The sequence below is a fragment of the Sphingomicrobium clamense genome (genome assembly GCF_019264355.1).
Lineage (GTDB): Bacteria > Pseudomonadota > Alphaproteobacteria > Sphingomonadales > Sphingomonadaceae > Sphingomicrobium > Sphingomicrobium clamense.
The window spans coordinates 1,727,484-1,744,026 of the sequence record NZ_JAHVAH010000001.1 but is presented as its reverse complement, the minus strand read 5'-3'; the positions used below and the strand labels follow the sequence as shown (position 1 = coordinate 1,744,026).

General features: G+C 64.6%; 15 protein-coding genes and 1 tRNA gene. 7 read left to right on the top strand and 9 right to left on the bottom strand.

Annotation, left to right across the window (positions count from 1 at the left end; translation table 11 throughout):
- The first annotated feature begins 26 nt into the window (after nt 1-26).
- The gene (locus tag KTQ36_RS08945; protein WP_218633323.1) at nt 27-1,994 is read left to right on the top strand and encodes an autotransporter assembly complex protein TamA; all 1,968 of its coding nucleotides are present in this window, start codon (nt 27-29) and stop codon (nt 1,992-1,994) included.
- Nucleotides 1,994-6,136, top strand: a complete 4,143-nt coding sequence (locus tag KTQ36_RS08940) for a translocation/assembly module TamB domain-containing protein (RefSeq protein WP_218633322.1) — start codon at nt 1,994-1,996, stop codon at nt 6,134-6,136. Before KTQ36_RS08945 ends, KTQ36_RS08940 begins: the two co-directional genes overlap by 1 nt.
- Here the strand turns inward: KTQ36_RS08940 and KTQ36_RS08935 are convergent.
- Entirely contained in the window at nt 6,133-6,291 is a 159-nt protein-coding gene (locus tag KTQ36_RS08935; RefSeq protein WP_218633321.1) for a hypothetical protein, read from the bottom strand. The two genes, KTQ36_RS08940 and KTQ36_RS08935, sit on opposite strands and share 4 nt — an antisense overlap.
- A gap of 129 nt (nt 6,292-6,420) precedes the next feature.
- A complete protein-coding gene (glnA, locus tag KTQ36_RS08930; RefSeq protein ID WP_218633899.1) occupies nt 6,421-7,833 on the bottom strand; it encodes a type I glutamate--ammonia ligase in 1,413 nt (470 codons plus the stop codon).
- Between the two features lie 179 nt (nt 7,834-8,012).
- Between glnA and KTQ36_RS08925 the strand changes: the two genes are divergently transcribed.
- On the top strand, nt 8,013-9,341 hold the full coding sequence (locus KTQ36_RS08925) for a sensor histidine kinase (protein ID WP_218633320.1): 1,329 nt from the start codon (nt 8,013-8,015) through the stop codon (nt 9,339-9,341).
- Here the strand turns inward: KTQ36_RS08925 and KTQ36_RS08920 are convergent.
- From KTQ36_RS08920 to KTQ36_RS08900, 5 genes are read right to left on the bottom strand one after another with little or no spacing between them, the layout of a single operon-like run.
- Nucleotides 9,338-9,553: a helix-turn-helix domain-containing protein gene (locus KTQ36_RS08920; RefSeq protein WP_218633319.1), complete on the bottom strand. Its 216-nt coding sequence runs from the start codon at nt 9,551-9,553 to the stop codon at nt 9,338-9,340. The genes KTQ36_RS08925 and KTQ36_RS08920 overlap by 4 nt on opposite strands.
- Nucleotides 9,546-9,857, bottom strand: a complete 312-nt coding sequence (locus KTQ36_RS08915; protein WP_218633318.1) for a DUF6968 family protein — start codon at nt 9,855-9,857, stop codon at nt 9,546-9,548. The genes KTQ36_RS08920 and KTQ36_RS08915 overlap by 8 nt, the downstream gene beginning before the upstream one ends.
- Nucleotides 9,854-10,192, bottom strand: coding sequence for a P-II family nitrogen regulator (locus KTQ36_RS08910; protein WP_218633317.1), 339 nt, complete (start codon nt 10,190-10,192; stop codon nt 9,854-9,856). Before KTQ36_RS08910 ends, KTQ36_RS08915 begins: the two co-directional genes overlap by 4 nt.
- A gap of 1 nt (nt 10,193) precedes the next feature.
- Nucleotides 10,194-11,027 (bottom strand): type I methionyl aminopeptidase, encoded by an 834-nt coding sequence (gene map, locus KTQ36_RS08905; RefSeq protein WP_218633898.1) that lies wholly within the window; start codon nt 11,025-11,027, stop codon nt 10,194-10,196.
- A gap of 40 nt (nt 11,028-11,067) precedes the next feature.
- Entirely contained in the window at nt 11,068-11,997 is a 930-nt protein-coding gene (locus KTQ36_RS08900; RefSeq protein ID WP_218633316.1) for an MBL fold metallo-hydrolase, read from the bottom strand.
- Nucleotides 11,998-12,042: 45 nt separating this feature from the next.
- Here KTQ36_RS08900 and KTQ36_RS08895 point away from each other — a divergent pair, with 45 nt between their 5' ends.
- Nucleotides 12,043-12,513 (top strand): GFA family protein, encoded by a 471-nt coding sequence (locus tag KTQ36_RS08895; protein ID WP_218633315.1) that lies wholly within the window; start codon nt 12,043-12,045, stop codon nt 12,511-12,513.
- Complete coding sequence (locus KTQ36_RS08890; protein ID WP_218633314.1) at nt 12,510-13,265, top strand: competence/damage-inducible protein A; 756 nt, start codon at nt 12,510-12,512, stop codon at nt 13,263-13,265. The genes KTQ36_RS08895 and KTQ36_RS08890 overlap by 4 nt, the downstream gene beginning before the upstream one ends.
- On the opposite strand, the gene KTQ36_RS08885 is transcribed toward KTQ36_RS08890, so the two are convergent.
- Complete coding sequence (locus KTQ36_RS08885; RefSeq protein ID WP_218633313.1) at nt 13,238-13,570, bottom strand: hypothetical protein; 333 nt, start codon at nt 13,568-13,570, stop codon at nt 13,238-13,240. The two genes, KTQ36_RS08890 and KTQ36_RS08885, sit on opposite strands and share 28 nt — an antisense overlap.
- 121 nt (nt 13,571-13,691) lie before the next feature.
- On the opposite strand from KTQ36_RS08885, the gene KTQ36_RS08880 reads away from it, so the two are divergent.
- A complete protein-coding gene (locus KTQ36_RS08880) occupies nt 13,692-15,557 on the top strand; it encodes a cation:proton antiporter (RefSeq protein ID WP_425600738.1) in 1,866 nt (621 codons plus the stop codon).
- Nucleotides 15,554-16,144: an OmpA family protein gene (locus KTQ36_RS08875; protein ID WP_218633311.1), complete on the top strand. Its 591-nt coding sequence runs from the start codon at nt 15,554-15,556 to the stop codon at nt 16,142-16,144. The genes KTQ36_RS08880 and KTQ36_RS08875 overlap by 4 nt, the downstream gene beginning before the upstream one ends.
- Nucleotides 16,145-16,242: 98 nt before the next feature.
- On the opposite strand, the gene KTQ36_RS08870 is transcribed toward KTQ36_RS08875, so the two are convergent.
- A tRNA-Gly gene (locus tag KTQ36_RS08870) sits at nt 16,243-16,316 on the bottom strand.
- Between the last annotated feature and the right edge of the window lie 227 nt (nt 16,317-16,543).

Below are 16,543 nucleotides of genomic sequence, written 5' to 3'. Positions count from 1 at the left end.
TGGTTCGCGGGTCGGGCGTTTTGTCCATGCGTCACGCATGGTTTCTGTGCGGGGCCGCGCTATGGCTCGATCCTACAGCCGCGCTCGCACAGGAAACCGATCCTCTATCCGACCTTGAGGAATTGCCCGACCTCGGCATCGCCTGGCCCGAAGCGCCCGGCGACGAACGGCCGGACGCGATCGCGATCGACGGCAACCCTGACGCCGCGCCTGCGCCGGTAGAGCCCGGCACGCCGCGCTACACCATCACGCTAACCGGCGTTCCCGATGCGGTCGATGGGGATATTCGCAGCGCCTTCGACGGCCTCTCCAATCTCGAGCAAGGCGACGGCGAAGCGGAAACCGTTTCGCAAGTCGACCGCCGTGCGCAGGCCGATGCGTTGATCCTCGCCGAACTGATGCGCGCCGAGGGCTATTACGCCGCCACCGTCACGCCGCGCACCCGCGCGCACGAGGGCTGGATACTGGTCACCCTAGAGGTCGAGGCAGGGCCAGTCTATCGGTTCGAGACGGTGGCGCTGCCCGGTATCGAGGCGACCGGCGCCGAAGAGGCCAGCGCGCTGCGCGCCATCTTCGGCATTCGCGAAGGCGGCCCCGTACGCGCCGAGGAAGTCATTGCCGCCCGCGCGCGCATCGAGGACGCAATGGGGCGCCGCGGCTATGCGCTCGCCGAGATTGGCGAGCAGCAGATCGTCATCGATCATGACACGCAATCGGCCAGCCTGACGCTTCCCGTCGATCCGGGTCTCGAGGCGCAGTTCGGGGCCATCCGGGTGTCCGGCGCGCCGCCATTTCCCGACAAGCACGTCACGACGCTGGCCCGCTTCGAACCGGGCGACACCTATGACAGCACGCTTGTCGGCGACCTGCGTCGCGCCCTGATCCAGACCGGCCTGATCGGCGACATCGAGATTGTCGAGAATGTCGAGGATGGAGTGGTCGATCTCGACATCAACCTTTCGCCCGCGCCGCCGCGGACCATCTCCGGGGCGGCGGGTTTCCAGACTGGCGAGGGCCTTCGCGCGGAAGCCAGCTGGACGCATCGCAACTTCTTCAATCCCGAAGGCGCGCTGACGCTGACGGGCGTCGTGGGGACGCAGGAGCAAAGGGCGGGGGTCCTGTACCGCCGGTCCAACTGGAAACAGCGCGACCGCATCCTGACCGCGCAGCTGATCGCGGGCAATATCGAGCGCGACGCCTACCAGTCGAAATTCGTCGGCCTTGGCGCCGGTGTCGAACGGGTCACCAACTTCTTGTGGCAGAAGCCTTGGGTATGGTCGCTCGAGGCCGAGATGCTTGCGCTGGACGAGCGCGACCGCTTGCCCGATGTCGATTTTACCTTCGAACGCGCCTTTTTCATCGCCGCAATCGGCGGGGCGCTGCGCTACGACGGCACCGACAGCTTGCTCGACCCGACCAGCGGGTTCCGGCTCGGCGGACGCCTTTCGCCCGAGCTCAGCGTCGAGCTCGACACGTTCACATTGGCGGGAGACCAGATCGAGGCTGGCACGCGCGAGACCTACCTCCGCGCCGAAGTCGAGGGTAGCGCCTACTGGCCCGCCAACGAAAATCTCGTCATTGCCGGCCGCGCCAAGGTCGCGACGATCTGGGGCGCTGTGCGGGACAATATCGCCCCGTCGCGGCGCTTCTATGCCGGCGGCGGCAGCTCGGTACGTGGCTATGGCTATCAGCAGCTTGGCCCGAAAGACGTGGTCGGCGACCCGATCGGCGGACGCTCGCTGACCGAGTTCTCGCTCGAGGCGCGCTATCGCTTCGGCGCGGACCGTCAATTCGGGATTGTCCCGTTTATCGATGCAGGGCGCCTGTCGTCGGGACCGTGGCCGGGCACGCGCGACTGGCAGTTCGGGGTCGGCGTCGGTGCGCGTTATTATTCCAGCTTCGGGCCCATCCGGCTCGACGTCGGGACGCCGATCAATCGGCAGGAGGGCGACAGTCGCATCGCGGTGGTCGTCAGCCTGGGGCAGGCCTTCTGATGGCCGAACGCGACCCCGCGCTGCCCAAACGCAAGAGCCTCAAGCGGCGGATCGGCAACGAGATCCTCGTCGCGCTGATCGTCATTCTCGGTCTCGTCGCAGGCGCGCTCGTCTTCATCGATACGGGCCCCGGCCATCGTTTCCTGATCGACCGGATCGAGGAGCGTGACCTTGGCGGCGGCCTGCGCGCCAAGATCGGGCGGATCGACGGGTCGATCTATAACGAGATGGTGCTGCGCAATGTCGAGCTACACGATCCCGAAGGCGTGTTCCTGACATCGCCCGAAATCCAGGTCGATTGGGCGCCGACGGCCTGGCTCTACGACAAGCTGCATATCGACCGGCTGGAGTCGCCGCAGGTGACCCTGCTGCGACTTCCCAGGACCACGCCTTCCAATGAAGACAAGCCGATCCTGCCGGCCTTCGACATCCACATCGGGCGGCTCGCGATCGACCGGCTGGTCGTCGAAAAAGAGGTCACTGGAACGGCGCGCAGTGGGTCGGTCGAGGGCGCGCTAACAATCCGCGCGGGGCGCGCGTTGGCGCGTCTCGATGCCGCGCTCGACGGTGGCGATAGCGTACGGCTGGGGCTCGATGCGGCGCCCGACGCCGACCGGCTCGATCTTTCGCTGGTCGCCGAGGCACCGGGTGACGGGCTGATCCCGACGCTGCTCGGCGTCGACGAAGCCGTGACGGCGCGGATCGAGGGCAAGGGAAGCTGGTCCGACTGGGCCGGAGCCGCGAACATGACGCTCGGCGACGAGACAGTCGCCGACCTGGACCTGCGCGCGGCCGACGGGCGCTACGGGATCGAAGGCACGGTGCGCGCGGCGCCCTTCCTGTCCGGCACCGCGGCAACCCTGCTGGCCGGCGATTCCCGGATCGAGGCGGACGTGGCGCAGGGCGGGCAGCTCTATTCGGGTAATGTCCGCCTTTCGGGGAACGCGCTGTCGCTGGTCGCCGATGGAGCGGTCGACCTTGCCGCCGAGCGGTTCGTCGATCTCGCCATCGGTGCCGAGCTCAAGCGACCCTCCGCGCTGATCGCGCAGGCAAGCGGCGCGCCGGTGCGGCTGTCTCTCACGCTCGACGGGGCCTTCGACACGGTACGCTTCGCTTATCGGGCCACCGCGCCGCGCCTCTCGGTCGACGGGACGACGCTGATCGACGCGCAGGCCGACGGGCAGGGCAACTGGTCGCGGCTGCCGCGGCGCATTCCGCTGACCTTCTCGGCACGGCGGGTGACAGGCGCGGGGCCGCAGGTCGAGAAGATCCTCCAGAATCTCGAGGTGCGCGGCATTCTCATGTGGTCCGATTCGCAGCTGCGGGGCGACGACTTGCAGTATCGCACCCGCCGCCTGTCCGGGACACTCGACGTGCTGGTCGACCTGGCCACGGGAGCCACCGCGGTCGCGCTCGACGGGCGGCTGCCGGGATATGAAATTCCCGGACTGGGCCGGGTCGACGTGACCGCCGATCTCGACCTCGACGAACGCGGTTTCCGCGGCCGAGCGCGGGCGGAGGTCACGCGGTTCGACAATGAATTCCTTGCGGGAATCGCTGGCGGTAATCCGGTGATCGAGACGCGCATCGCGCAGGGTCCGGGGGGCGAACTGCGCTTCGACAATTTGTCGATCGAGGCGCCCAAGCTTTCGCTGTCGGGCAGCGGTCGACGGCGCGCCGACGGGACATTCGCGTTCGAGGCGGAAGGCACGCATGACGATTATGGGCCCGTGATCTTGACGCTCGACGGGGAGCTCACGCGGCCGACGATTTTGCTGCAATTGGCCGCGCCCAACGAGGCGCTAGGCCTGCGCGACGTCACGCTCGACCTGACGCCCGACGAAAACGGCTTTCTCTATGAGGCGGAGGGCCAATCGCGCTTCGGTCCCTTCGCAAGCGAAGGCGCGATCCTCTTGCCCGAAGGCCGGCAGGGCGCCGTCGATATCGCCTCGCTCCGCCTCGCGGGGAGCGAGGGCAGCGGACGGCTGAATATCGTCGAGGGCGGGCTGGACGGCACGCTGCGGCTGGCGGGGGGCGAGATTGGCGGGACGATCGCGATTGCGCCGGTCGGCGATGGCCAGCAGCGAATTGCCCTCGAATTGACGCTCGATGACGCCAATTTCCCTGGCCCACCGCCGATGCAATTCGCCGACGGGGATGTCGACGCCGTGATCCTGCTCGGCGGTGACGGCGGTCTCCAGGCGCAGGGCCGGATCGCGACCCGCCGCGCCGACATTGGCGGGCTCGACGTGACGAGGCTCGACGCGTCGGTACGTTATGCCAACGGGCGCGGGAGTTTCGATGCGCAGATGGAAGGCCAGCGCGGGGCCGACTTCGATCTCGTCTTGTCGGGCACGCTCGCGCCCGATCGCATTACCATCGGCGCCGAGGGCAACCTTGAGGGCGATGCGCTCGAGCTGACGTCGCCCGCCATCCTCGTCGCCGATGCGGACGGCAACTGGCGTCTCCAGGCGACCAGCCTGACTTACGGTCGCGGGAGCGCGACGGTATCCGGACAACTTGGACCGGTCCCCCGTTTCGCGGCCGAGCTGAAGCGCATGCCGCTGCGAATTTTCGACCTTGTCGATGCCGAGATCGAACTGGGTGGCACAGCCGACGGGAGCATCGATCTCGACCTCGGCGCGCAGCCGAGTGGCGAGGTCGATCTAAAGGTCAGGGGCCTGACCCGGTCCGGACTGCTGACGGCATCGCAGCCGATCGATGTTGCGCTGCGCGGTCGGCTCGACAAAGGTATTGCGGGCTTCCGCGCGGTCGCCGCACTCGACGGTGAGACGGTGGGCAGGGCGCAGGCGCGTATCCGGCTCAATGGGCGCGGCGGGCTCCCCGGCCAGTTGATGGCTTCGCCGCTCCTCGCGCAGCTTCGTTATGACGGCCCTGCAGACGCGTTATGGCGTCTGTCGGGCTTCGAACTGTTCGACCTCACCGGCCCGCTCGAAGCGGGCGTCGATGTCCGCGGTTCGCTGCTCGTCCCGCGCATTGCCGGACGGCTGTCGACCGAGGGTGCGCGGATCGAAAGCCCTGTCTCGGGCACGGTGGTCGAAAATCTGCGCGGCGACGGGCGCTTCTCCGGATCGCGCCTTACCTTAAGCGGTATTGCCGGCACCACGCCGGGCGGCGGATCGGTCAGCGGGTCGGGCGCGCTCGACTTTGCAGGTGGCGCAATCGGGATCGAAATGGATTTCCAGGCCGACCGTGCCAAGTTGCTCGACCGCGACGATATCGCCGCGACCGTCACCGGCCCGCTGCGCATCCGCTCCGACGGCAATGGCGGGACGATTTCGGGCGACGTCGACCTGGTCGACGGGCGTTTCCGGTTGGGAACGGCAGGAACCGTCGCGGCAGTGCCGAGGCTCGATGTTGTCGAACGCGGTACGCCGCCCGGCCAGCTCATCACGCGCCAGCAGCTGGTGCCGTGGCGGCTCGACGTCGACGTGACCGGTGGCCCACTCGCGGTGCGCGGTCTCGGGATCGAGAGCGAATGGAGCACCGACCTTGCCATTGGCGGGACGCTTGACGATCCGCGCATGCGCGGCGAGGCGCGGCTCATTCGCGGCGATTATGACTTTGCAGGGCGTAATTTCCGGCTGCAGAACGGCCTCATACGCTTCCGCAGCGAGAGCCCGCCCGATCCGCTGCTCGATATCGAGGCGGACGCCGACGTGTCGGGCCTGTCGGCGACGGTCAACGTCGAGGGAACGGGCGCGAACCCGCGCATCCGCTTCACCAGCGTGCCCGCGCTGCCCGAAGACGAATTGCTGTCGCGCATCCTGTTCGGCACCTCGATCACCAATTTGTCGGCGGCCGAAGCGGTGCAGCTGGCCGCGGCGGTCGCCTCGCTTCAGGGCGGCGGCGGGGGGCTCGACCCGATCAATGCGCTGCGCAACGCCGTCGGGCTCGACCGGCTACGCATCCTCCCGGCGGATGTCGCGACGGGGCAGGGGACCAGCATCGCCGCAGGCAAGAACATTACCCGGCGTCTCTATGTCGAGGTGATCACCGACGGCGACGACTATACGGCGACGCAGCTCGAATATCGCGTCACGCGCTGGCTCTCGATCTTGGCCACGGTCAGCTCGCTTGGCCGGGTCGGCGCCAACGCGCGCATTTCAAAGGATTATTAGCCCCAGGGGCTGTCGGCGACGCGGCGGTCGCGCGGGTCGCGCTTGAGGAAGCGCGGCATACGCTCGGCGACCATCTTCACGGGCGCGCAGTCTGGGCCGCCGTGACAAAGCGCGGCGAAGCGGAGCGCGGGATGGTTGCGAGCCGGTGCGTACATGGCCGCAACTTTCGCCCCCAACTCCTTAAGAAAGAGTCAAAAAAACGAAGGGCGGCGTCTCCCGCTGAGACACCGCCCCCCTATCGACTGGATTACACGCAAGTGCGCCCGCGGGGTGGGACCCTCTCGTCAGGCGCTGTAATACATGTCGAATTCGACCGGGGAAGGCGTGGTTTCCCAACGCATCACTTCTTCCCACTTGAGTTCCATATAGGCGTCGATCTGGTCGTCCGAGAAAACGTCGCCCTTGGTCAGGAAGGCGCGGTCCTGGTCGAGCGCGATCAGCGCTTCGCGCAGCGAGCCGCAGACGGTCGGGACATCGACCAGTTCCTGCGGCGGCAGATCGTAGAGGTTCTTGTCCATCGCATCGCCCGGGTGAATGCGGTTCTCGATCCCGTCGAGACCCGCCATCAGCAGCGCCGAGTAAGCGAGATAGGGGTTGGCCATCGCATCGGGGAAGCGGAATTCGACGCGCTTGGACTTGTCGCCCGTCCCGTAAGGGATGCGGCAGGAGGCCGAGCGGTTGCGGCTCGAATAAGCCAGTAGCACCGGCGCCTCGAAGCCCGGAACCAGACGTTTGTAGCTGTTGGTCGTCGGGTTGGTGAAGGCATTCAGCGCGCGGGCATGCTTGATGACGCCGCCGATGAAGTAGAGCGCGGTTTCCGACAGGCCGGCATAGCCATTGCCTGCGAAGAGCGGCTTGCCATCCTTCCAGATCGAGAAATGGGTGTGCATGCCCGAACCGTTATCCTTGGCGATCGGCTTGGGCATGAAGGTCGCGGTCTTGCCGTAGGCCTGCGCGACCATGTGGACGACATATTTGTAGACCTGCATGCGGTCTGCCGTCTGGACGAGTTCGCCATAGGTCAGGCCGAGCTCGTGCTGTGCCGGCGCCACTTCGTGGTGATGCTTGTCGCACGGCAGGCCCATTTCGATCATGGTCGCGACCATCTCGCCGCGAATGTCCTGCGCGCTGTCGACGGGAGCGACAGGGAAATAGCCGCCCTTTTCTCGCGGGCGATGCCCCATATTGCCCTGGTCGTAGGTGCGACCCGAATTGTTGGGCAGCTCGATATCGTCCAATTCGTAGCCCGAGCCGGCATAGCTGTCTTCAAAACGGACGTCGTCGAACATGAAGAATTCGGCTTCGGGACCGACGTAGACCGTGTCGCCGATCCCGGTATTCTTGAGATAGGCTTCCGCGCGGGTCGCGGTCGAACGCGGATCGCGGCCGTAAAGCTCGCCCGAGGACGGCTCGACGATATTACAGAACAGGATCATCATCGGCGTGGCGCTGAACGGATCGACATAAGCCGCGTCGAGGTCGGGCTTGAGGATCATGTCGCTCTCGTTGATCGCCTTCCACCCCGCGATCGAGCTGCCATCGAACATGAAGCCGTCGTCGAGCTGGTCTTCATCGAGCGCCGAGGCAACCATCGCGAGATGCTGCCACTTGCCCTTCGGATCGGTGAAGCGAAGGTCGACCCATTCGATCTCTTCGTCGTCGATGCGCTTGAGGATGTCCTTGCCGCTGATGGCCATGTTGATCTTCTCCGGAAAATAGAATTGGCGCATCGATTCCAGCTTGGCGAAGCAAAGCCAAGCGCGACTCGGCCCGAGGTGAATGTTTCACGCCGAAAGCCGGGCTTGACCGCACCTGACGATTGCGAAAGGGTTCTCGAAACGCCTGCGTAACGGCGTAAAGACAGGAAAAAAAAGTAATGGATAGCGTCAAGCAACCTCCGCGCGAGCGGGGAAGTGCGGTCAATCGCTGGTGGCGTTCCGGCCCTCGGCTCTCAAGCCTCGTTCTCCTGATCCTGATCTCGGCGGCGATGTCCGGGATCGTCTATTCGCTGATCGATGCGCAACGCGCCGAACGCGACCTGCGGCAGCAGGTGGAGACGACCAGCGGCATCCTTGCCGAGCTGCGTGAACTCCAGGTCATCATGAGCGACGCCGAGACGGGGCAGCGCGGCTATGTGCTGACCTCAGACAATCGCTATCTGACACCCTATCTTTACGGGATCGAACAGGCGGTGCCGGCGCTCGAATCAGTCGAAGAAAAGCTCGAGCCCATTGCCAATGCGGACCAGCGCGAAACACTTGCGACGCTCCGCAGGGCGGTACTGTCGAAGCTGCGCGAGCTGGAGATGGCGGTCGAATTGGTGCGCGAAAACCGGCGCGGCGAAGCTGTTCGCTTGATCGAGACCGATACCGGTTTCCAATTGATGGCCACGATCCGTTCGTCGATCGAAGAGTTGGAATCCGCGGAAGAAGAAATTCTCGCACAAGCCGTCAGTGACACCGAGCGGATCGAGGCCCGCAACACACCAATTTTGATCATGCTCGGCCTGCTTGTTCTCGGCCTGATCGTTCTTGGCGTTTGGCAGCTTGTCCGGACCGAAAAAGCCGAAATCGCCGCGCGTGATGCCGAGCAGCTGCGCGTCGCGAACGAGCGCGCCGACCTGCTCGCGCGCGAGCTCAACCATCGCGTGAAGAACATCTTCGCTGTGGTCAGCGCGGTCGTCGGATCGACACTGCGGCACGAGAAGAACATGGCCGAGGCCGCGCACAAGGTGCACAGCCGGATCGAGGCGCTCGCGATCGCGCACGATGTCAGCCAGGGCGCGCTCGATCGTCCCATCGTCACGCTGGATTCGCTCCTGGGCGCAACGCTGGCTCCCTATGACGATCTGGCTGACCGTCTGACGATGGACGGAACGCCGGTCGAGCTCTCCAGCGAAATGGCGTCGCCGATGGGCATGATCGTCCACGAACTTGCCACCAACGCCGTCAAATATGGCGCTTGGGAAGGGGAGGACGGTCACGTCACCGTTTCCTGGAAGGTGGACCGGAAGGGAGAATTCCCGACCCTTCACCTGACCTGGCGCGAAGACAGCAAGGCCGTGACCGCGCCCAAGAAGACGGGCTTCGGTTCGACCATGATCGACATGGCGGTGCGTCAGCTGGGTGCCAAGGCCGATCGCAAATGGACCGCCAAGGGCCTGCTCTTCCTGCTCGACATTCCGCTCGCGGCGGACGCGGCTTAATAAGAGCGGCGCTGCGCCGAAAGGAGCATGCGCAGGAGCATCGCGACGGGGCGCGGGACACCGACCTTGCCTTCCAGCCATAGGCTAACCGCACTGCGCGAAACGCCGATGGCCTCGGCGAGTTGGCCCTGCGTTCGATAGCCGAGCGCGCGCATGATCCGCCGGAGTTCCTCGGGCGCCATCGAGGCGAGGCGGGGGTCCTTATCAGTCATCCTGATATTGCGGCACGACTAGGTCCGTGCCCTCTATGTCGAAGTATTTCAGGCTCTTGTCTCGCTCACCCACAACCGGGAAATGGATATGGTTGTTGGCCATGGCGATGTTGAGCAATAGTGCTTGCATACTATCGACACCATGTGCCTTGCGTCGTATTACCCGTCCAGAAGGCCAAGTGATCTCGGGCTCACTTGTCCAGTCTTCATTTCCGTCGATCATTTCCAGCATAGGCGCGAATATCTTCAGCGTTATCGTGCCGTCCTTATTCGTGAACTCGCGTTCGGCGATCGGTTCGTTCACAGCGCGTCCACGTCGCGATCGCCGGTGCGGATGCGGATCGCCTGTTCGATATTGCTGACGAAAATCTTGCCGTCGCCGATGCGCCCGGTGCGCGCGGCATGTTCGATGGCCTCGACGGCGCGGTGCGCCTGGTCTTCCTCGACCACGACTTCGACCTTCACCTTGGGCAGGAAGTCGACGACATATTCGGCGCCGCGATAGAGTTCGGTGTGGCCTTTCTGGCGACCGAAGCCTTTGACCTCGGTCACGGTCAGTCCAGACACGCCGACCTCGTGCAGCGCGTCCTTCACGTCGTCGAGCTTGAACGGTTTGATGATCGCCTCGATCTTCTTCACGTCAGCCTCCGTAAGGCGGGCAATCGAGGCCCTTGGGACTCTTCGTGAAAATCTCGCAGCCATCCTCGGTGATGCCGATCGAATGTTCGAACTGCGCCGAGAGCTTTCTGTCGCGCGTCACGGCGGTCCAGCCATCGTCGAGGATCTTCACGTCCGCGCGGCCGATGTTGATCATCGGTTCGACAGTGAAGAACATGCCGGGCTTTAGTTCGGGGCCGGTGCCGGGGCGCCCTGCATGGACGACCTCGGGGCTGTCATGAAACAGGCGGCCGAGCCCGTGACCGCAAAAGTCGCGCACGACGCCATAGCGGTGCTTTTCGGCATGGCTCTGGATCGCGTGGCTGATGTCGCCGAGATGGTTGCCGGGCTTGGCCTGATCGAGCCCGAGCATGAGGCATTCGTAGGTGACTTCGATCAGGCGCTGTGCCTTCACGCTGGGCTTGCCCGCGACATACATACGGCTCGTATCGCCATGCCATCCGTCGAGCAGGGGGGTCACGTCGATGTTGACGATGTCACCGTCCTTCAGCGCCTTGTCGCCAGGGATGCCGTGGCACACAACGTGGTTGATCGAGGTGCAGCTGCTCTTCTCGTATCCGCGATAGCCCATGGTCGCCGGCACCGATCCGCCCGCGATCATCATGTCATAGACGATCTTGTCGAGCTCGCCCGTGGTGACGCCCGGCACGACATGGTCGACCAGCGCATCGAGAATTTCCGCAGCCAGCCGTCCGGCCTTGCGCATGCCTTCGAACCCCTCGGGGCCGTGAAGCTTGATGACGCCGTTCTTGGGCTCGACCCGGTCCTCGGGCCCGACTTGGATATATTCGGTCATTGGGGCGATATAGGGTCGGGCGCCTGACTTGTCGAACGGTTCAAAGGTCGAGGCAGTGACGATCGCCGCGCCGCGCGACGTTGAAGCCATTCTCTTCGACCATTTGCGATTCCGCCGAGTCCGGGAAGCGGATCGGATTGGAATGGTTGTAGTGGATGAAATGCACTTTCGCCCGCTGGTCGGCCGGGAGTGATGCAAGCGCCTCCATCGTCCCCTTGGTACGCGGATGCGGGATCGCGCTCATGTCGCGATCGAGCTCGTCATCGTCGAAGAACGTGGAGTCCAGAAACAAGAGGTCGTGGCCCTCGACCAGTGCGGAGAGGCTCGGACCGCCTGCGGCTTCCCATTCGTCGAAACTGTCGATGTCAGGCAGGAAGAAGAAGCGCTTGCCCGGCGTGACCACCGAATAGCCGACCGTTTCGCTAAATTCGTCGCGGTGCGGCACGACGCGCGGCAGGACAGCAAACGTGTCCTGGATGTTGGTCGCGGCTTCCGGCTGGAGCGTGGTCATGCTAATATTGTTCAAATCGATCAGCTGCGACCACGGTGCGTTCGAGGCCAGGAACGACGCCATTCGCGGCATCGCATAGACGGGCACGTCCTTGGTGTTCGCGCTCTCGAACCCGAGATGAAGCAGCCCCGCATAATGTCCTATATGCGCGTGGGTGAGGAAGATGCCGTCGAGGTCGAGGCTGCCATCATCGCGAAGCAGTGGCTTGACCTCGTACGAAGCCTGCAACTGCTCGACGATGTCGGGGGTCGCCTCGAACATGAAGCGCTTGCGCTGCCCCCAGTCGATCAGCAGCAGCGATGTCGCCAGCAAGCGCTTGTCCCGGTCAGTCCACGCCGGGTCCGACAGGTTGCCGAGCTGTGGCGCGCCCGCGTCCTGCCCGGCGCCGAGGACGACAAGCTCGGTATTGCACGGCGGTGGCGGGATGGTGGCGAGCGCGAGGGCGGCGATGATGGACATTCGTCCACGCTATGCCTGTGCCCGCTCGATTGCTAGGCAGGGGCCATGACCCAGCCTCGCACCGGCCGCTGCGCTTGCGGCGCCGTCACTTTCAAAGCGCCCGACGACCCGCTATTCGTCAATTGCTGTCACTGCACCTATTGCCAGCGCGAAAGCGGCGCGTCGTTCGGCCTCAACTTCCTGATCGAGGCCGATCGTGTCGAATGGAACGGCGATGTCGAGGAAGTGCTGACCGATAGCGCCAGCGGCAAGGGCCAACGCATTTTGCGCTGCCCGCAATGCAAGGTCGCACTGTCGAGCCACTATCCGGGGCTGGGCGAGGCCGTGCACTTCCTGCGGGTCGGGACGTTTGAAGACGTATCGGGTATCTCGCCGCACGCGCACATCTTCACCGCGACCAAGCAGGACTGGATCGCGCTCGATCCCGGCATCCCGGCCTACGAAGAGTTTTACCGGACGCGGGATGCCTGGCCCGAGGACAGCGTCACCCGCGTGAAAAAGGCGTTGGGCCGATGAGCAAGACCTGGACCGCCGCGCTGCTGATCATCGGCGATGAAATCCTGTCCGGTCGGACGCAGGACAAGAATGTCGCGCAGATCGGGAAGTGGCTCAATCTGCAGGGCATTCGCCTGTCCGAGGTGCGGATCGTGCCCGACGTGCTCGAACGCATTGTCGAGGCAGTCAACGCCTTGCGCGCGGGCAACAACTATCTCTTTACCACAGGCGGGATCGGTCCGACCCATGACGACATCACCGTCGACGCGGTCGCCGCCGCACTCGATGTGCCGGTGGTCGAACATCCCGAGGCACGCGCGATGCTCGAGGGCTATTATGCGAAGATCGGCAAGGAACTGACGCCTTCGCGGTTGCGCATGGCGCGGGTGCCCAAGGGTGCCGACCTCATCCCCAACCCGGTTTCCGGGGCGCCCGGGATCGTCGTGGAGAATATCTACATGATGGCGGGTATTCCGCACATCACCGCGGGCATGATCGAGGGGCTTTCGGGCACGCTCGAGGGCGGGCGTCCGCTTGTCTCCGTGACCGTCGGGGCCTTTGCACCGGAGAGCGAGGTTTTTGAGCTTCTGATCGCGATCGAGAAGGCCCACGAAGGCACACAGCTCGGCAGCTACCCCTTCTTCAAGGAAGGCAAGGTGGGGGCCAATTTCGTGGTGCGCGCGGAGGATGAGGGCCTCGCCGCCGCCGCCGCCAAGGCGCTCGCCAGCGGCCTGTCGGAACTGGGCTACGAGCCGACCCCGGGCGGGCTCTGAGCCTCGGCCCAATCGGCATAGGGCGTGTTCCTCGCCATCTTTCGATTATAGTCGGGCGCGCCTTCGTCCCACCATACCGGTCCGCGTTCGCCCAGCGCGTGTTTGGCAGCATCGACCCGCTGCCGCGCGGCTTCGCGTGCTTCCCTGTCTCCGGCACGGATGGCGCGCCCCTTGGCGGAACGGGCGCTCATGAGCTCCTTGACCAACTCGTCGCGCCGCTCCGGATCGAGCGACGGATCGCTCATCCGCCACAGCCTACCCCGCACGAGGAAATAGCGACCGTCGGGGGTAATGGGATAGCGCATGGGCTTTCGACGCTTCGACCCGCGTCGAGGTTGCAAGGGAACGTGCCGCGCATCGCTTTGTTATCCCAGCAATGACGAAAAACGGGGAATTTCCGGCGTGACCGATCTGCTACCGTTCCTGCTGGCCGCCGGTTCGGGCGAATTATTGCTCATCATTGCGTTGATCGGCCTTGCCGGGATCGGCGCCCAGTGGATCGCCTGGCGCACGGGTTGGCCGGCCATTGCGCTGCTGCTCGTCGCCGGCATTTTCCTCGGCCCGGTCACCGGTATCCTCGATCCCGAAGAGACGTTCGGCGCGCTCTACGAGCCGATGATTTCGGTCGCGGTGGCGATCATCCTGTTCGAAGGCGGGCTTAGCCTGCGCTTCCCCGAACTGAAGAAAACCGGCGATGCGGTCCCGCGGCTGGTCTTCATCGGTGTGCCAGTCGCTTGGGGCCTCGGCGCCCTTGCCTTGTACGAAGTTGCGGGACTGGTTTGGCCGGTCGCGATCCTGTTCGCCGGCATCCTCGTGGTGACCGGCCCGACCGTGATCATCCCGCTCCTGCGACAGACCAACCTCAAGCAACGCCCGCGCGCCATCCTCAAGTGGGAAGGCATCGTCAACGATCCCATCGGGGCGCTGCTCGCCGTCTTTACCTACGAGTGGTTGGTGCAAGCGCAGGCGGGCAAGTCGCCGATCGACAACATGATCGGCATTGTCGTGTCGTCGGCCTTCGCGGCCGGCATCGGTTACGGCGCGGCCATCGCGGTGCGCTACCTCTTCCCGCGCGGACTCGTGCCCGAATTCCTCAAGGCGCCCGTGCTGCTCGTGTTCGTGCTCGGCACGTTCACCATCTCCAACCTCATCCAGAACGAGACCGGCCTCGTCGCCGTGACAGTCATGGGCATTGCGCTCGCCAACATGAAGCTATCGAGCGCGCGCACCTATCTGCCGTTCAAGGAAAATATCACGATCCTCCTCCTGTCGGGCGTGTTCGTGATCCTCTCGGCCAGCCTCGACATCGACGTGCTGCGCCAGTTCGAACTGCGCTTCATCGCCTTCCTGCTGGTGCTGCTGTTCGTGGTGCGTCCGCTGACCATCTTCATCAGCCTCGCCTTCTCGAAGATCCCGTGGCGCGAGCGCGTGCTCATCGCGTGGATCGCGCCGCGCGGGATCGTCGCCGTCGCGATCGCAGGCCTGTTCGCGCTGCGGCTGGACGAGATCGGCTATGGCGACGGGTCGCTGCTGGTGACGCTGAGCTTTGCGGTCGTTGCCGCAACCATCGTCGCGCACGGCTTTACCATCGGCCCGCTCGCGCGCTTCCTCAAACTCGACCAGAAGGACAGCAACGGCGTCCTCATCGTCGGCACCAGTCCCTTCTCGCTCTCGCTTGCCGAAAGCCTGAGGAAACTGAAGGTGCCGGTGATGATCACCGATCGCAGCTGGCAGCGGTTGAGCCCCGCGCGCAATGCGGGCATCCCGATCTTCCACGGCGAGATCCTGTCCGAGGCGACCGAGGAAGAGCTCGACCTCCACCAATTCCAGCTGATGGTCGCGACGACCGATAACGAGGCCTATAACGCGCTCGTCTGCTCCGAATTCTCGCCCGAGATCGGGTCGGACAATGTCTATCAGTTGGGCGATGCGGCAGGCGACGATCCGCACGCGCTACCCGACACGCTGCGCGGCCGCGCGCTCTTCACGAGCGGTCACGGCGTGGAGGACGTCGCAGAGAGCGAGGCGAGGGGGTGGACGCTCCAGAGCTTCGACCTCACGTTGCGTTTCGACTTCGAGGCCGCGAAGGCCTTGCTGCCGCCCGATGCGGACCTGCTCTACGTGCTGCGCGAAAGCGGGCGTCTGCGTTTCTTCACCCACGCTTCGCGCCCCTCGCCCGAGCCGGGCGATACGATCGTGTTCTACGTCCCGCCGGGCGTGACGGTGGAGCGCTATCCGGAGGATGGCGACGAGAAGCCGACCGAAATCGAACAATCGGAGATGGACCAATGAGCCGAGCCTATCTGACCCCGCTGGTCCTCGCGCTCGCACTGGCGGCGTGCGGCGATCGTGACACCGCCGAAGAGCCGACGCCAACGATCGGCGAGCCGGGCGAAACCGAAGAACCCGTCTCGATCATCCGTGACGACGTCCGCGCGGAAGCAGGCGCGGACTTGGTGGAAGAAGAAGGACCGATCCGCGCCATCATCGGCTTCCCGGATGGAGGATCGAATCTCGACGACGATGCCGTTGCCGCGCTGGAGGCGTTGCTCGACCCAGAATGGGTAAGGGGCGAGCAGACCGTCTATCTCTGGGGCCATAGCGACACGGTCGGCAGCGATGCCGCCAATTTCCGCGCCGGCGAAGCGCGCGCGCTGGCGGTGGCCAATTTCCTGGAAGAAAGGGGCGTCGACCGCGAGCGGTTCGAGATCGTTTCGCTGGGCGAAGGCAACCCCGCGCAGCCCAACTACCTGCCGGACGGGAGCGACAATGTGGAAGGCCAGCGCGCCAACCGCCGCGTGGTCATCCAGGTCGGCGACCTGCCGGAACCGGCGGGGCCGGACGCTGCGCCCGTCGATGGATCTGAGCCGACGCCTTAGACATACAATCCTGCGAAAGGAATGTAGCCAGTCGCCTGCGGGCGGCTTGGCCACACCGCAGCGCTCCACCGATTTTCATCCCCCGGACGAAAAGTCGATGGAGCGGGTGAAGGGAATCGAACCCTCGTCTTAAGCTTGGGAAGCTCCTGCTCTACCATTGAGCTACACCCGCATCGCATTGAGGACGCTCATAGATTTCTTAATTTCGGCGTCAAGATCGAATGTAAACTGCGCCCATTTAAGCTTAAGACGATTCCGTACATTTGCGTGAAAAGACAATGCTTTAATCGCCATTTCTTGCTTTTTGGCGTGTAAACTGCGGGGAACTGTAGGCATGCGATTTAGACCTCCCAACTACGCTCGGCAGGTTATTCTCCGATTCCGATCCGCTTACTCCCC

Coding starts and splice junctions, on each gene's coding strand:
- KTQ36_RS08945 (WP_218633323.1), top strand. CDS start 27: ATGCGTCACGCATGGTTTCTGTGCGGGGCCGCGCTATGGCTCGATCCT.
- KTQ36_RS08940 (WP_218633322.1), top strand. CDS start 1,994: ATGGCCGAACGCGACCCCGCGCTGCCCAAACGCAAGAGCCTCAAGCGG.
- KTQ36_RS08935 (WP_218633321.1), bottom strand. CDS start 6,291: ATGTACGCACCGGCTCGCAACCATCCCGCGCTCCGCTTCGCCGCGCTT.
- glnA (WP_218633899.1), bottom strand. CDS start 7,833: ATGGCCATCAGCGGCAAGGACATCCTCAAGCGCATCGACGACGAAGAG.
- KTQ36_RS08925 (WP_218633320.1), top strand. CDS start 8,013: ATGGATAGCGTCAAGCAACCTCCGCGCGAGCGGGGAAGTGCGGTCAAT.
- KTQ36_RS08920 (WP_218633319.1), bottom strand. CDS start 9,553: ATGACTGATAAGGACCCCCGCCTCGCCTCGATGGCGCCCGAGGAACTC.
- map (WP_218633898.1), bottom strand. CDS start 11,027: ATGACCGAATATATCCAAGTCGGGCCCGAGGACCGGGTCGAGCCCAAG.
- KTQ36_RS08900 (WP_218633316.1), bottom strand. CDS start 11,997: ATGTCCATCATCGCCGCCCTCGCGCTCGCCACCATCCCGCCACCGCCG.
- KTQ36_RS08895 (WP_218633315.1), top strand. CDS start 12,043: ATGACCCAGCCTCGCACCGGCCGCTGCGCTTGCGGCGCCGTCACTTTC.
- KTQ36_RS08890 (WP_218633314.1), top strand. CDS start 12,510: ATGAGCAAGACCTGGACCGCCGCGCTGCTGATCATCGGCGATGAAATC.
- KTQ36_RS08885 (WP_218633313.1), bottom strand. CDS start 13,570: ATGCGCTATCCCATTACCCCCGACGGTCGCTATTTCCTCGTGCGGGGT.
- KTQ36_RS08875 (WP_218633311.1), top strand. CDS start 15,554: ATGAGCCGAGCCTATCTGACCCCGCTGGTCCTCGCGCTCGCACTGGCG.